Source organism: Thermotoga sp. 38H-to, assembly GCF_011057665.1.
GTDB lineage: Bacteria > Thermotogota > Thermotogae > Thermotogales > Thermotogaceae > Thermotoga.
In genome coordinates, this window is the sequence record NZ_LNFZ01000003.1 from 324,376 (window position 1) to 338,564 (window position 14,189).

General features: G+C 46.5%; 16 protein-coding genes and 1 tRNA gene. 15 read left to right on the forward strand and 2 right to left on the reverse strand.

Going from position 1 to position 14,189, the window contains the following annotated elements:
* Nucleotides 1–7: 7 nt before the first annotated feature.
* The 4 genes from AS158_RS08000 (at nt 8) to AS158_RS08015 (ending at nt 4,622) form a co-directional block, all read left to right on the forward strand.
* The gene (locus AS158_RS08000) at nt 8–2,026 is read left to right on the forward strand and encodes a beta-galactosidase (RefSeq protein ID WP_008193669.1); all 2,019 of its coding nucleotides are present in this window, start codon (nt 8–10) and stop codon (nt 2,024–2,026) included.
* Between the two features lie 97 nt (nt 2,027–2,123).
* Entirely contained in the window at nt 2,124–2,612 is a 489-nt protein-coding gene (locus tag AS158_RS08005; protein ID WP_008193666.1) for a DUF6512 family protein, read from the forward strand.
* 59 nt (nt 2,613–2,671) lie between these two features.
* Nucleotides 2,672–3,649 (forward strand): Gfo/Idh/MocA family oxidoreductase, encoded by a 978-nt coding sequence (locus tag AS158_RS08010; RefSeq protein WP_165304824.1) that lies wholly within the window; start codon nt 2,672–2,674, stop codon nt 3,647–3,649.
* 13 nt (nt 3,650–3,662) lie between these two features.
* Nucleotides 3,663–4,622 (forward strand): aldo/keto reductase, encoded by a 960-nt coding sequence (locus AS158_RS08015; protein WP_165304825.1) that lies wholly within the window; start codon nt 3,663–3,665, stop codon nt 4,620–4,622.
* A gap of 31 nt (nt 4,623–4,653) precedes the next feature.
* Here AS158_RS08015 and AS158_RS08020 read toward each other — a convergent pair whose 3' ends face one another.
* Complete coding sequence (locus AS158_RS08020; RefSeq protein ID WP_038033454.1) at nt 4,654–4,833, reverse strand: YHS domain-containing protein; 180 nt, start codon at nt 4,831–4,833, stop codon at nt 4,654–4,656.
* A 94-nt stretch (nt 4,834–4,927) separates the two neighbouring features.
* Between AS158_RS08020 and AS158_RS08025 the strand changes: the two genes are divergently transcribed.
* The 4 genes from AS158_RS08025 to AS158_RS08040 are packed head-to-tail and all read left to right on the forward strand — an operon-like array spanning nt 4,928 to nt 7,872.
* On the forward strand, nt 4,928–5,185 hold the full coding sequence (locus AS158_RS08025) for a PLB family transporter (RefSeq protein WP_012310637.1): 258 nt from the start codon (nt 4,928–4,930) through the stop codon (nt 5,183–5,185).
* Nucleotides 5,178–5,504, forward strand: a complete 327-nt coding sequence (locus AS158_RS08030; RefSeq protein WP_012310636.1) for a carboxymuconolactone decarboxylase family protein — start codon at nt 5,178–5,180, stop codon at nt 5,502–5,504. Before AS158_RS08025 ends, AS158_RS08030 begins: the two co-directional genes overlap by 8 nt.
* Nucleotides 5,461–7,641 carry a heavy metal translocating P-type ATPase gene (locus tag AS158_RS08035; protein WP_165304826.1) on the forward strand — a complete coding sequence of 727 codons (2,181 nt, stop codon included), beginning with the start codon at nt 5,461–5,463 and terminating at the stop codon, nt 7,639–7,641. The genes AS158_RS08030 and AS158_RS08035 overlap by 44 nt, the downstream gene beginning before the upstream one ends.
* A 27-nt stretch (nt 7,642–7,668) precedes the next feature.
* Nucleotides 7,669–7,872, forward strand: a complete 204-nt coding sequence (locus AS158_RS08040) for a heavy-metal-associated domain-containing protein (protein WP_011943213.1) — start codon at nt 7,669–7,671, stop codon at nt 7,870–7,872.
* Here AS158_RS08040 and AS158_RS08045 read toward each other — a convergent pair.
* Nucleotides 7,857–8,441, reverse strand: coding sequence for a ThuA domain-containing protein (locus AS158_RS08045; protein ID WP_038033464.1), 585 nt, complete (start codon nt 8,439–8,441; stop codon nt 7,857–7,859). The genes AS158_RS08040 and AS158_RS08045 overlap by 16 nt on opposite strands.
* Nucleotides 8,442–8,593: 152 nt before the next feature.
* Here AS158_RS08045 and AS158_RS08050 point away from each other — a divergent pair, with 152 nt between their 5' ends.
* From AS158_RS08050 to AS158_RS08080, 7 genes are all read left to right on the forward strand, one after another.
* Nucleotides 8,594–9,604 carry a C4-dicarboxylate TRAP transporter substrate-binding protein gene (locus AS158_RS08050; protein WP_011943211.1) on the forward strand — a complete coding sequence of 337 codons (1,011 nt, stop codon included), beginning with the start codon at nt 8,594–8,596 and terminating at the stop codon, nt 9,602–9,604.
* 62 nt (nt 9,605–9,666) lie between these two features.
* Entirely contained in the window at nt 9,667–10,146 is a 480-nt protein-coding gene (locus tag AS158_RS08055; protein WP_011943210.1) for a TRAP transporter small permease subunit, read from the forward strand.
* A 1-nt stretch (nt 10,147) separates the two neighbouring features.
* The gene (locus AS158_RS08060; protein WP_165304827.1) at nt 10,148–11,431 is read left to right on the forward strand and encodes a TRAP transporter large permease subunit; all 1,284 of its coding nucleotides are present in this window, start codon (nt 10,148–10,150) and stop codon (nt 11,429–11,431) included.
* A gap of 15 nt (nt 11,432–11,446) precedes the next feature.
* Entirely contained in the window at nt 11,447–12,202 is a 756-nt protein-coding gene (locus AS158_RS08065; protein WP_011943208.1) for an SDR family oxidoreductase, read from the forward strand.
* 12 nt (nt 12,203–12,214) lie between these two features.
* The gene (locus tag AS158_RS08070; RefSeq protein ID WP_011943207.1) at nt 12,215–13,057 is read left to right on the forward strand and encodes a MurR/RpiR family transcriptional regulator; all 843 of its coding nucleotides are present in this window, start codon (nt 12,215–12,217) and stop codon (nt 13,055–13,057) included.
* A 17-nt stretch (nt 13,058–13,074) separates the two neighbouring features.
* Complete coding sequence (locus AS158_RS08075; RefSeq protein ID WP_011943206.1) at nt 13,075–14,058, forward strand: phosphoglycerate dehydrogenase; 984 nt, start codon at nt 13,075–13,077, stop codon at nt 14,056–14,058.
* A 39-nt stretch (nt 14,059–14,097) separates the two neighbouring features.
* Nucleotides 14,098–14,174, forward strand: a tRNA-Thr gene (locus tag AS158_RS08080).
* Nucleotides 14,175–14,189 lie beyond the last annotated feature (15 nt).

A 14,189-nucleotide genomic window follows, 5' to 3' on the forward strand; every position in this document is an offset into this window, starting at 1 on the left:
AACATGGGTGGTAAATCCGAAACTTCCTGTGATCTGGTACGGAGGAGACTACTACCCGGAACAGTGGGACGAGGAAACGTTCGAAAGAGATATTAGGATGTTCAAAGAAGCAGGTATCAACGTGGTCACCATCGGGGTTTTCTCATGGAGTCTTATCCAACCAGACGAGAACACCTACGATTTTTCGTTCTTTGAAAAAGTAATGGATCGCCTGTACAAAGAAGGTATCTACGTCTGTCTTGCAACTCCCACATCCGCTCCCCCTCACTGGATGACGCAGAAATACCCTGAAATCCTTTTCACAGACGTGAACGGTGTAAAGCGAGAAAAGGGAGGCAGACAGAACTTTTGCCCCAACAGTGAGAAGTACAGATATTTTGCAAGAAACATTGCAGAGAAACTCGCAGAACATTTCAAGGATCATCCTGCTCTCGTTCTCTGGCACGTGAACAACGAATACCTGAACTACTGCTACTGTGATATCTGCAGGGGGAAGTTTCAGAACTGGTTGAAGGAAAAGTACGGCACACTCGATGAATTGAACAGAAGATGGAACACACGGTTCTGGTCCCAGACCTTCACCGCCTGGGAAGAGATTCCTGTTCCAACAACGAGGAGTGTTCTCGTCTGGAGAAAGGACAGGTATCAATCTGTTCTTCCAGAACTTTATCTGGATTACAGACGCTTCATGACACAGAGTATGCTCGAGTGTTTCCTGGAGGAATACAGGGCAATAAAGAAACACACTCCCGACATACCCGTCACCACGAATCTGATTGCGGCAACTTTCAAGGAGTGGAACTATTTCGAATGGGCGAAGCATATGGACGTTGCAGCATGGGACAACTATCCCGGTTACAAAGAAGATTTCTCCGTGATTTCTTTGAGACACTCTCTGATACGCTGTTTGAAAGAAGGAAAACCCTTCGTCCTGATGGAACAGTCTCCTTCGCAGGCGTGCTGGAGATGGTACAACCCCCAGAAAAGACCAGGAGAGATGAGGCTCTGGAGTTATCACGCTCTCGCTCACGGTGCAGAGACTCTCATGTTCTTTCAGCTGAGACAATCAAAGGGAGGAGTAGAAAAATTCCACGGGGCTGTTATCACACATGTCGACAGTCCGAACACAAGGGTCTTTCGGGAAGTGAAAAGAGTGGGAGAAGAGATAAAGTCCTTATCGGATCTTCTCGACACAAGGGTTGTCTCACAGACTGCCCTTCTGTTCGACTGGGAAAGCTGGTGGGCGATGGAAGACACTCTCACACCGAACATAGACTTCAGATATCTGAACGAAGCAGAAAAGTATTTCAAGGCACTTGTGAAAACCGGTCTTGGAGTCGATGTTGTTGGGAAAGATCAGAATTTTGAAAGATACAGGGTCATCGTCGCTCCGGTGCTTTACATGGTGGGCGAAGAACTTGCACAGAAGCTGAAAGATTACGTCTCGAACGGAGGAATCTTGATCCTCACAACGATGAGCGGTATTGTCGATGAAGACGATCAGGTTGTTCTGGGAGGTTATCCAGGTTATCTTCGCGATCTTATGGGGGGCTATGTGGAAGAAATAGATGCTTTGCCACCTGAAGAGAAAAACGAAATCTTGATGTTTGGCAAAAGGTACGAGTGTAGTTTGGTGTTTGACTGCATAAAAACCACCACAGCGGAAGTGCTCGGAAGATTTGGAAGGGACTATTACATGAACGAACCTGCCGTGTTGAGAAACAGATACGGTGGTGGATGGGTTTACTACGTAGGTTCTTCCGCGTCTTTCGATCTTGTATGGGATCTTGTGAAGTTCATAGAGAGAGAACACGATCTCAGAGCAGAGATCACACCGCCAGATGGTGTAGAGGTGATAAAGAAAGTCAAGGGAGAGAAGACCTTCTACTTTCTCTTCAATCACTCTCATGAACCGCAGATCGTTGACTTGCCGGAAGGAACGTTCAGGGATCGGATCAAAGGAAATTTGTATGAAAAAAAGGCAAGGCTGCAACCGCTCGATGTCTTGATCCTTCTGAAAGAGTGAGAGTTTTACCAACAGAAGCGTGTTCAAGGGCGGATTTCCGCCCTTTTTTGTTCTGGTGTTAGAATTTGTACAAGCTTCGTATAGGGGAGGTGTGATGATGCTCTGGAAGGCTTTGATCTTTCTGGGTATCTACGCTGTTCTTCACTTTGGCTACGAACTCTCCGGCTGGGAATTCTTAAAGCCCATCTGTGGAGTTGACGAGTCTGTCTTTGAACATCTCAAGATCGGTTTCTGGGCGTACTTTTTCACGAACATCATCGAGTATTTCTTCGCGAAGAAAAAACACGGGTTCTGGTATCCTCGTATCCTATCAACAGTTCTTCTTCCCTGGTTCATAGTGCTCATCTGGTACATGCTCCCTGTGTTCTTTGGACATATCGAATCGCTTGCTGTGGATCTTTCCTGGGCTTTTGTGGTGACCTTCCTTGCTGCGATTCTGTCAGAGATTTTCGAGAGAAATCTGGAAAGAAATTCTCTCGGAACAGATTTCAAAATAGTGATAGTTGTACTTTTTATCGTCTCCATAATCTTCTACACCGTTTTTTCATTTGAAAAACCCTGGATCGATGTTTTCACCGAACATTGAAATGAAAACATTTTCAAACTATAATGTATTGGGAAGCCACATGAAAGAAGGTGAAGCCTTTGAGAAGAATCAGGTTGGGTGTTGTGGGGTGTGGAATCGCCGCTCGAGAGTTGCACCTTCCTGCCTTGAAGAATCTTTCCCATCTCTTTGAGATCACGGCTGTCACGAGTAGAACGAGGTCTCACGCTGAAGAGTTCGCGAAAATGGTCGGAAATCCTGTTGTTTTCGATAGATACGAGGAACTTTTGGATTCTGGTCTTGTTGACGCGGTCGACCTCACACTTCCCGTTGAATTGAACCTCTCGTTCATTGAAAAGGCCCTTCAAAAAGGAGTCCATGTGATCTGTGAAAAACCCATTTCAACGGACGTAGAAACGGGAAAGAAAGTTGTCGAGTTGTCAAAAAAGTCTGAAAAAACAGTCTACATCGCGGAAAATTTCAGACACGTTCCAGCGTTCTGGAAGGCAAAAGAACTGGTTGAGAGCGGGGCGATAGGTGATCCTGTTTTCATGGGTTGGCAGATCTGGGTGGGAATGGACGAAAACAACGAGTACGTTCACACCGACTGGAGAAAGAACCCAAAACACATCGGGGGTTTTCTCTCGGACGGAGGCGTACATCATGTGGCGGCGATGAGACTGATCTTTGGTGAGATAGCGTGGGTTTCTGCCATCGCAAAGGATATCTCCCCACTCCTTGGCGGAATGGATTTTCTTTCTTCGATTTTTGAGTTTGAAAGCGGTGTTGTTGGAAATTACACGGTTTCCTATTCTCTGAGAGGAGACGACAGGTTCGAGATCGTTGGAACGAAAGGAAGAATGGAAATATTCTGGGACAGAATAGTCCTGAACGGAGAAGAGATAGAAGTTCCCCATCAGGATAGTTATCAGAGAGAATTCGAGGATTTCTACCGTGTGATCATGGGAGAAAAGAGAAACGATCTGGGAGATCCTCTCGAGGCGCTGAAGGATCTTGCCTTCATAGAAGCATGTGTGAGATCTCAGGGAAACAGGGTGTCTGTTTCCAGTCTGCTGTGAGGAGGTGCTGTTTATGGAGTACAGGAAGGTTGGAAAATGGGGTATCAAGATCAGCGAACTCTCTCTTGGATCCTGGCTCACGTTTGGAAAACAGCTCGACCTCGATACTGCCACAGAAGTGGTGAAAAAGGCGTTCAACAGTGGAATAAACTTCTTCGACACGGCAGAGGCGTACGCGGGTGGAATAGCAGAGGCGATGCTTGGAAAAATACTCAAGAACTTCAGAAGAGAGGACCTCGTCGTTTCCACGAAGATCTTCTGGGGTGGAAGTGGCCCGAACGATCTGGGGCTTTCGAAGAAGCATCTTCTCGAGGGGACCTGGAACTCTTTGAAGAGGCTTCAGATGGACTATGTGGATATCCTCTACTGTCACAGACCCGATCCGAACGTTCCCATGGAAGAAGTTGTCTTCGCGATGGACTACATTTTGAGAGAAGGGCTTGCACTCTACTGGGGAACCTCTGAGTGGAGTGCAAAGGAGATAGAGGAAGCGCACAGGGTTTGTAAGGAACTAGGCGTCATGCCTCCCATCGTGGAGCAACCGCAGTACAACATGTTCGTGAGGGAGAGAGTGGAGAAAGAATACGCTCCTCTGTACGAAAAGTACGGTATGGGTCTCACCACGTATTCTCCTCTTGCCTCGGGCCTTCTTTCTGGAAAGTACAACAACGGTATCCCGGAAGGATCGAGGCTTGCCACGTTCCCGCAGGTGAGAAAGTGGCTCGAAGAAGGAGGACTGCTCAACGAAAAGACATTCGAAAAACTCAGAAAACTCCAGAAAATAGCGGATCAACTGGGAGCGAGTCTTCCACAGCTTGCCATCGCGTGGATCTTGAAAAACAAAAACGTCAGCAGTGTCATTCTCGGAGTGAGCAGACCAGAACAGCTCGAAGAGAACCTGAAAGCAGTCGAGATCAAAGAAAAACTCACAGATGAAGTAATGGAAGAGATAGAAAAGATCCTGAATGAATAAAAGGCGCCGGGCGGCGCCTTTTTTTAATCTTTCAATGACAACATCCATGACCACGTGACTTTCCCCGGTGCGCGTATTGTTCTGGATTATCTTTAAACTTTTCAGCACACTCTTGAGAACAGAAGTAGTACTCTTTCCCCATGTATTCCACCTTTTCCACCGCCTCTTCCTTTTCGATCTTCATTCCGCAGACGGGATCCTTCACTTTCATAAAATCCACCTCCTTACTGGAAAAATTCGACTTGAATTAGTCTCTCATAATGTGCTACAATTAGTGTAGCATAATTTGAGAGGAGGAATCAACGATGTGTCCTTTTTGTTTTTGGAGCTGGGGCTTCTGGCCCTGGAACTGGGGAGGAGTTATCATGATGATTTTCTGGGCAGTTATTCTGGTGGTTCTCTTTGCCTTTCTCTTCAGGTGGCTTGGAGGAGAAAGACATGAGAAAACGGAAGGAAGAACCAGTAACAAAAAGGCTCTTGAGATACTGAAGGAAAGGTTTGCCCGCGGTGAGATCACCGAAGAAGAGTACGAAAGAATGAAAAGGAGGATCCAGGATGAGTGAATTTGAACGCTGGAGAAAGGAATTCCCTGAAGTGAGTGGTGCCGTTGTAAGAATGAGAAACAAGGCTTTCGCTGACGGTTCTATCCCTGCAAAGTACAAAGTGCTGACGGCTTTAGCCATAGCGGTTGTGGAAAAGTGCAAACCCTGTGCTCAGGGATATTATCAGAAAGCGATCGAAATGGGTGCCACAAAGGATGAAATAAAAGAGATCCTCGAAGTTGCTGTCACCATGGGAGCGTGCATTGCAGAAACCTGGGCGAGGGAGGTGTGGCAAGATGGCCGATCAGAGGACAATGGAGGATCGTGCTGTGAAGAATGAAGGGATAAAGAAGACCTTCACCGTAACAGGAATGACGTGTGCCACATGTGCGAAAACCGTTGAAAAGGCCCTGAGAAAACTCGACGGGGTGAAATTCGCAGCGGTGAATCTGGCAACCTCCACGGGTTTCATCGTGGCAGAAAGAGAGTTATCCTTCGAGGAAATCAAAAAAGCGGTGGAAGAGGTAGGTTATGGAATCAGTACAGAATCACCAGAGGACGTGGAAAGAAAGCGTTACGAAGAATCGAAAAAGAATTTGATCCTTGCCTGGCTCGTCACGGCTCCTCTTGCCCTCCTTATGATTTATCACATGTTTGTTTCCAAGGTGCCGTATTTCACCTGGATAGAGGTCTTCGCAGGTGCGTTCGTTACGTTCTATGTGGGCAGAGGAACGATCAGAGGGGCATGGATAGCCCTCACACACAAACACACAAACATGGACACACTCATCTTCTTCGGTGCGGTGACTTCCTGGGTAACGGCTGTTCTCGACAGTATAGGACTTCCCGTGATGTCTTTCGGTGCCATAGGTGCCATGATCGTTGCGTTCCACATCACAGGACGTTTCATAGAATCTTATCTGCGTGACAGGGCCAGCAAAGAAATCAAAGCCCTTCTGAAACTTCAGGCGAAAGAAGCCCGTGTCATCACCGATGAAGGAGAAGTGATGATGCCGATAGAGGCGGTGAAAGAGGATTTCATCGTACTCGTGAAGCCCGGCGAAAGAATACCCGTGGATGGGGTGATCGTGGAAGGCCAGTCTTCAATCGATGAGTCCGTAGTGACGGGAGAATCCATACCGGTTTTGAAGAGAGAAAACGATGAAGTAATCGGTGGTTCTTTGAATGTATCGAGCCCTATCAAAATAAAAGTCGCAAAAGTAGGAGAAGACACCTTTTTGTCTCAAATGATCAAATTGATTCAGGAAGCGCAGGGTTCGAAGGTGCCGATTCAGGCTCTCGCCGATAGAATCACCATGTGGTTTGTCCCCACGATCATCGTCCTTGCGATAGCCAGTGCCCTGGTGTGGTACTTCAATTACGAACAATTCCTTCCCTTTGTAGAAAAAGCAAGAGAAATCTTTCCCTGGATCATACAAACCAGTGACCCGCTGACCTTTTCCATCTTCGTCTTTGTTGCCACGATCGTCATAGCGTGTCCATGTGCGCTTGGTCTTGCAACTCCCATGGCCCTTGTGACTGGAACGGGACTTGCGGCAAAGAAAGGTCTTCTCATAAGAAACGCCGAGGCGATTCAGACATCGAAGGACATTGGGGTGGTTCTCACAGACAAAACAGGAACGCTCACCGAGGGCAGTCCAAGGGTGGTGGATCACAACCTTTCCGACGAACTGGTGAGGATCGTAGCGAGCGTGGAGAGAAATTCGAACCATCCTCTTGCAAAAGCAATTTCGGAACTCTCTCAGGATGTGGTCGAGATAGAAAACGTGGAAGAGATCCCGGGAGAAGGGGTAAGGGCACTTTACAAGGGAGAAGAGTATTTTGTTGGAAAGCCCCAGGATTACTCAAGGTACGAGTCTCTTCTGGAAGAGGGAAAGACCGTGGTTGAGGTGAGAAGAAACGGTGAAGTTGTGGGATTTCTTGCGATAGAAGATCCTATCAGGGAAGACAGTCCCGAGGCCGTGAGAAGGCTCAAGGAGATGGGAATAGAACCTGTCATGATAACGGGAGACAACGAAAAGACAGCAAGAGCGGTTGCAAGGCGACTTGGGATAGAGAAGTTCCACGCGGGTGTGAAACCTTCTGAGAAACTGGACCTTGTGAGATATTACCAGGCCCAGGGAAAGAAAGTTGCGATGGTGGGAGACGGTATGAACGACGCCGCTGCTTTGAAAGGGGCAGATGTTGGAATAGCGATAGGTTCGGGAACAGACCTTGCCATCGACAGCGCAGACATCATCATAACAAAGGGCGGTATATCGAAAGTCGTCGATGCGATAGAAATATCAAGAAAGACTTTCAAAATCATAAAACAGAACCTGTTCTGGGCCTTCTTCTACAACGTGGTGGCCATTCCCATGGCGATGATGGGACTGCTTCATCCGGTGATCGCAGAACTCGCCATGGCTTTCAGTTCCATCACTGTGACTCTCAACTCTATGAGGGTGAGAGAGTGAACGATCAAAATCTGAGGAGGTGCTGCCATGAGGTACGTACTCAACGTTCCGGATATTTCCTGCAATCACTGCAAAATGAGAATTTCGAAGGCGCTGGAAGAACTGGGCGTTAAAAACTACGAAGTGAGCGTGGAAGAGAAGAAAGTGGTTGTTGAAACGGAAGATCTGGACAGTGTTTTGAAGAAACTCGAGGAGATCGACTATCCGGTGGAGAGTTACCATGAAGCCTGATTAACAAAGGTGTTGAGAACTTTCTTCAAAAAATCTCTAAAGACCTGATCCTTCAGGCCCTCACTGTGAGCAGATGTGAGGGCCAGTATTTTTCCGTTGTAATATCTTTTCATCCAGCCCGCGATGGAGGTACCGTCTTCTGATTCACTCCAGAGGAATATCTCCACATCGGAATACAGATCCACGAAATAGTGTTCATCTACGAGTTCAAATTCAACGTCCTTGCCGTAGTATCTCACTTTCTTCTGAGGTGGATGGTGGATGAACCTTCCTCCAACAAGCCTGTTGTAGCTCTCTGGAAAACGTGCAAGGCCGGAGTGCCAGACAAAGAGCATTCCTCCGGATCTCACGTAGTCTTCCAGAATCTTTGTTTCTTCCTCTTTGAACCACGGTGTTTCATCGTCGAGGAGGTTCCAGCGTCCTATGACAACAAGATCTGGGAATTTTCTGATCTCTGGGAAATCCTCAGGACGAAGATCATTGATCTCACAGTTTAAGGCATATTTCAAGGTTTCCAGAAAGAGATCGTGATCGTGGTATTTGTCGCCAAGAAAAGAAAAAACTCCCATCTCATCCCTCCTAATCAGTATACTATCACCACATTATGTAACAGAAATGTTAACCATTGACTTTCTATCCGATTGAGACATAAAATTTTTTTGCAAAGATATGGTTATAGTACCATAAGAAAAAAATATTTTTACCGAGGAGGTGTGGGTTAATGGGTAAAAAGCTTCTTTTGATGCTGATTTTAGGCGTGTTTTTAGTGTCGGCTGTGTTCGGTGCAAAGTACACACTGAGATTTGGACACGTTCTTGCTCCAGGTGAACCGTACCATCAGGCGTTTCTGAAATGGGCCAAGGCAGTTGAGGAGAGAACGAACGGCGATGTTAGAATTGAAGTCTTCCCGAGTTCACAGCTTGGTGTGGAAGAGGACATCATCGAGCAGATCAGAATGGGAGCGCCTGTGGGATGGAACACGGACTCTGCAAGGCTTGGAATGTACGTTAAAGACATCGGCGTCATGAACCTTGCATACTTCATCGATTTCATGGGCGCAAAAACTCCTGAAGAGGCGATGGAGGTTCTGAAGAAGATCAAGCAATCTCCAACAATGCAGAAGTGGTTGAAAGAGTTGGAACAGAAATTCGGTATAAAGGTTCTCTCCTTCTACTGGGTGCAGGGTTACAGACACTTTGTGACAAACAAACCCATCAGGGAACCGGAAGACCTGAATGGTTTGAGAATCAGAACTCCCGGTGCGCCTGCATGGCAGGAATCCATAAGAGCTCTTGGTGCCATCCCTGTTGCCGTCAACTTCGGAGAGATCTACACAGCGGTCCAGACGAAAGCGGTCGATGGAGCAGAACTCACTTACGCGAATGTTTACAACGGTGGTCTATACGAAGTTTTGAAGTACATGTCTGAAACGGGACACTTCCTTCTCATCAACTTCGAAATCGTCAGCGCAGACTGGTTCAACAGCCTGCCCAAGGAATATCAGAAGATTATTGAGGAAGAGATTGACAAAGCGGGAATCGAAGTTTCTCTCAAAATCATGAAAGAACTCGAAGAAGAATACAAACAGAAGTGTATTGAAAAGGGTATGACAGTGATACCAGCTTCTGAAATCGACAAGGAAGCCTTTATGGAAAGGGCAAAACAGGCTTACAAGAATCTCGGTCTTGAGGATGCTCTCAACCAGTTGATCAAGGAAGTGAAGGGAGAGTAATCATCAATTGCCCGGCCCTTTCTGGGTCGGGCTTTCACTCTGTTCAGACAGAGGTGAGAGACGTGAAAAAAGTGGACCAGATTCTTTTGAAGTTTGAAAAACACGCCGCCAAGATTCTCCTTATGGTTATGATTGTTCTCGTTTTTGCTTCAGGAGTTGCCAGATTTCTAAAGCATCCAATAAACTGGGCTGTTGATATGAGTAGCTTTTTCTTTGCCTGGGCCTGTTTCTTTGCGGTGGATGTGGCCTGGCGTGAAAACAAGATGATGTCTGTGGACATCCTTGTGAAGAAATTTTCCGAAAGGACTCAAAAGATCATCAGGGTAGTGAATTACATCATTATCCTTGCTTTCATTGTTTATCTTATCGTGTGGGGCTTTTATCTTTCCTATAAAACAAGATACAGAACCTTCGTGGGGATACCAAACTTCAGCTACACGTGGGTCACACTGAGTGTTCCTGTTGGTGCAATTTTGCTATTCAGAACAACTGTACTGAAGCTGATAGAAGAGTTCAGAGGCAACAAGAAGGAGGAAAGATGACATGATCATAGTGCTCATTGCCTTCGCTGTTTTTCTGATGCTTGGCATGCCTGTTGCCTTCGCTATAGGAATATCCGGATTCCTCTGGTTTCTTCAGCATCCAGAACTTCCCATCACTATTCCGATACAGAGACTGCTTTCTCAAACAGTGAATTTCACGCTGCTTGCTATTCCCATGTTCATTGTGGCTGGTAATGTGATGAATTCTGCCGGTGTGACGAGAAGACTCCTTGATTTTGCCTCTACCCTCGTTGGTCACATGAGAGGAGGACTCGGTCAGGTTTCAGCTGTTCTTTCCACGTTGATGGGAGGAGTTTCCGGATCCAGTATTGCGGACGCGGCGATGGAAACAAGGATGCTCGGTCCAGAGATGCTCAGACGAGGCTATCCAAGAGGATTCGCTGTTGCCGTGAACGTCTGGACGTCCCTGATCACTCCTATTATCCCTCCCGGTATCGCTTTCATCATTTACGGTACAATCGGTCAGGTCTCCATAGGAAGGCTCTTTGCGGCGGGAATAGGACCTGGTCTTCTTTTGATGGTGGTTTACATGATCACCATATGGTTTGTTGCTAAAAGATTGAACCTTGCACCTGAACGAGAGAAACGAGCACCGATAAACGAAGTTTTCAGATCTCTTGGAAAGAGTATCTGGGCTCTTATGTTTCCGGTTTTGCTGATTGTGGGTTTGAGAGGCGGTATCTTCACCCCTTCGGAGGTTGGTTCTTTCGCAGTTTTGTACGGAATGCTGGTGGGATTCATAATACACAGGGAGATGTCTTTCAAAACCTTTTATTGGGAAACCCTGGAGAATTCTCTTGGTGATATCGGTAGTGTGATGTTCATACTTTCAATGTCTACAATCTTTGGTTACGGTATGATATGGGAAAGGATACCGGAAAAGCTCGCGGAATTTCTCCTTGGAATATCTTCCAATCCAAACGTTCTGATGATAATGATCTCCTTGTTCCTGGTCTTCGCTGGTTTGTTTGTGGACGCAACGGCTTTGATTCTCATGCTTACAGCAATCCTGCTTCCTGTGGCAAGACAGGTGGGAATAGATCCCGTTCACTTCGGTTTGGTGTTCATTCTATCTGCTGCTATGGGTAATCAGACACCGCCTGTAGGTGCTTCCATGTATGCCGGTTGCTCTGTGCTCGGTGCAACCATAGAAGAATACATACAGGCATCCTGGCCTTTTCTGTTTGTGACGATACTGGCAATATTTCTGGTTATTTTCTTTCCGCAGATCGTACTGTTCATTCCGAATCTCATCTTTGGATAAGGAGGGAGCAAAGCTATGAATTTCCAAGGAAAAGTGGTTTTGATAACAGGAGCAGGTTCCGGCATCGGAAAGAAGGCAGCCATTATGTTCGCAGAAAGAGGAGCGAAGGTAGCAATTAACGATATCTCTGAGGAAAAAGGAAAAGAAACAGTGGAGCTGATAAAGGGTCGGGGAGGAGAAGCTGCGTTTATCTTCGGAGATGTGGCGAAAGATGCAGAACAGATAGTGAAGAAAACAGTGGAAACGTTCGGAAGGCTTGACATCCTGGTGAACAACGCTGGTATTGTGCCTTATGGGAACATAGAAGAGACTTCGGAGGAAGACTTTGACAAAACGATAGCCGTGAACGTCAAAGGGCCTTTCCTTCTTTCAAAATATGCTGTCGAGCAGATGAAAAAACAGGGCGGAGGAGTCATTGTGAACGTTTCCTCCGAAGCAGGACTCATAGGGATTCCAAGAAGGTGTGTCTACAGTGTTTCAAAAGCAGCACTCCTGGGACTCACACGATCTCTTGCCGTTGACTACGTCGATTACGGAATCAGGGTCAACGCGGTGTGTCCAGGCACCACTCAGTCTGAGGGGCTCATGGCGAGGGTGAAGGCTTCTCCGAATCCAGAAGAACTCCTGAAAAAGATGACCTCCAGGATCCCCATGAAGAGACTGGGGAAAGAAGAGGAAATTGCCTTCGCAATCCTCTTTGCGGCGTGTGACGAAGCCGGATTTATGACGGGCAGTATCATAAACATAGATGGAGGTTCTACCGCTGTGTAAGGAGGTCTTAGTGTGGATGTTATTCAGAGGATCAAGGAAAAATACGATGAGTTCACGAATGCAGAGAAAAAAATAGCTGATACCATCCTTTCTGATCCGAAGGGAATTATAGAGAGTTCCATCAGCGATCTCAGCGAAAAAGCAGGTGTGAAGAGTGAAGCTTCCGTCGTGAAGTTTTACAAAAAACTGGGATTGAACAGCTTTCAACAGTTCAAGGTGCTTTTGGCTCAGAGCATCTCCAGGGCACCGCTCGAGATCGTCTACGAAGATGTCTCGAGTGAGGACGATACGAAAACCATCACGGAGAAGATATTCAAAGCAACAGTGAGGGCCATCCTGGATACACTGAATTGGATGGATGTCGATTCCATCGAAAAGGCCGTCGATCTGTTTAAAAACGCTCAGAGGATCATATTCATCGGTTTCGCGGCCTCGGCAGCTGTTGCGTTTGATGCGTTTCACAAATTCACAAGAATAGGAAAGAACTGTCTGTTTTCTAACGATGAGCACATCATAGCAACCATTCTTGCTACAGCTTCACCAAACGATCTGCTGGTTGCCATTTCGCACACCGGAGAAACGATCTCTGTGGTGAACTTCGCTAAAAAAGCGAAAGAGATGAAAATGCCGGTTGTTGCTATCACAGGGAATAGAAAATCCACGCTTGCGAAGTACTCGAATGTTGTCCTTGCCACCAACACAAAAGAGACGAAAATAAGAACCGATGCGATGACTTCGAGAATAGTCCAGCTTGTGATTCTCGATACGATATACACGCTTTTAGCAGCAAGAGATCCAAGGGCAATAGAAATTCTCAACAGGAGTAGACTCGCGGTTTCAGAATTGAAGTACTGAATCTGGAGGGGGAAGATATGAAAAAAGTATTGATCGTGACACGAACCTTCGGAAAGTACTCCCAGGAACCTGTTGAATTCCTCAAAAAAGAAGGCTTCGAAATAATAAGATCCGACACTATAGATCCTGACATCCTGAAGGAAGTAGATGCTTTGATTGTGGGAACACACCCAGTAACAGCAGAAATGATAGAAAATTCCAGTCTTAAAGTCATAGCAAAGCACGGTGTGGGGGTGGACAACATAGATTTGGAAGCTGCCACGAAAAAAGGTATTCCCGTTACCATCACAGCCGGTGCAAATTCCCTTTCCGTCGCAGAGCTCACAATCGCTTTCATCTTCGCACTGATTAGAGGTCTTGTATGGGCTCACAACAAACTGTTTCTCGAAAGAAAATGGGAAGGAACGGTGGGACAGGAAGTTTCTGGAAAAACACTGGGTGTGGTGGGGTTTGGCTCGATAGGAAGAGAAGTGGTTAAAAAGGCTGTCTGCCTTGGAATGAACGTGCTGGTCTACGATCCTTATGTGAGTAAAGATAATGTTAGATTACTGGAGGCTACCCCTGTTGATGATCTGGATCAACTTCTAAAAGAGAGTGATTTCGTCTCACTCCATGTTCCGCTGAACGAAAGTACAAAGAACATGATAGGAGAAAGAGAACTCTCACTCATGAAGAAATCTGCTTTTTTGATCAACACCTCCCGCGGAGGACTGGTAGATGAAGAAGCACTCGTGAAAGCTTTGAAAGAGGGAAGAATAGCAGGTGCTGCCTTGGATGTCTTCTCTGAGGAACCTCCGAATCCCAATTCACCTCTTTTCAAATGTCCCAATCTCATCACCACAGCCCATATAGGTGCGCATACAAAGGAATCCATCCTCAGAATGAATATGATGGCTGCTCAATCTGTGGTGGACTTTTTCAAGGGTAATATTCCGAAATACGTGGTGAATAAAGAAGTAGCCCAGATTTTGAAAGAGAAGGGTTATCAAGAAGTATCTTGAACGGAAAAGGTTCGTGTGTTAAAATAACCACAGAAGCGAGCAGGCGTAGCTTCAAGCGGTGGAGCGCCGCCTTGGTAAGGCGGAGGGTGTGGGTTCGAGTCCCACCGCCTGCTCCATTTTCTATTTTCCTA

Excerpts from the sequence above, each read along its gene's own strand:
- AS158_RS08020 (WP_038033454.1), bottom strand. The coding sequence starts at position 4,833 with ATGAAAGTGAAGGATCCCGTCTGCGGAATGAAGATCGAAAAGGAAGAG.
- AS158_RS08040 (WP_011943213.1), top strand. The coding sequence starts at position 7,669 with ATGAGGTACGTACTCAACGTTCCGGATATTTCCTGCAATCACTGCAAA.
- AS158_RS08060 (WP_165304827.1), top strand. The coding sequence starts at position 10,148 with ATGATCATAGTGCTCATTGCCTTCGCTGTTTTTCTGATGCTTGGCATG.
- AS158_RS08045 (WP_038033464.1), bottom strand. The coding sequence starts at position 8,441 with ATGGGAGTTTTTTCTTTTCTTGGCGACAAATACCACGATCACGATCTC.
- AS158_RS08035 (WP_165304826.1), top strand. The coding sequence starts at position 5,461 with ATGGCCGATCAGAGGACAATGGAGGATCGTGCTGTGAAGAATGAAGGG.
- AS158_RS08005 (WP_008193666.1), top strand. The coding sequence starts at position 2,124 with ATGCTCTGGAAGGCTTTGATCTTTCTGGGTATCTACGCTGTTCTTCAC.
- AS158_RS08075 (WP_011943206.1), top strand. The coding sequence starts at position 13,075 with ATGAAAAAAGTATTGATCGTGACACGAACCTTCGGAAAGTACTCCCAG.
- AS158_RS08050 (WP_011943211.1), top strand. The coding sequence starts at position 8,594 with ATGGGTAAAAAGCTTCTTTTGATGCTGATTTTAGGCGTGTTTTTAGTG.
- AS158_RS08030 (WP_012310636.1), top strand. The coding sequence starts at position 5,178 with ATGAGTGAATTTGAACGCTGGAGAAAGGAATTCCCTGAAGTGAGTGGT.
- AS158_RS08065 (WP_011943208.1), top strand. The coding sequence starts at position 11,447 with ATGAATTTCCAAGGAAAAGTGGTTTTGATAACAGGAGCAGGTTCCGGC.
- AS158_RS08025 (WP_012310637.1), top strand. The coding sequence starts at position 4,928 with ATGTGTCCTTTTTGTTTTTGGAGCTGGGGCTTCTGGCCCTGGAACTGG.
- AS158_RS08015 (WP_165304825.1), top strand. The coding sequence starts at position 3,663 with ATGGAGTACAGGAAGGTTGGAAAATGGGGTATCAAGATCAGCGAACTC.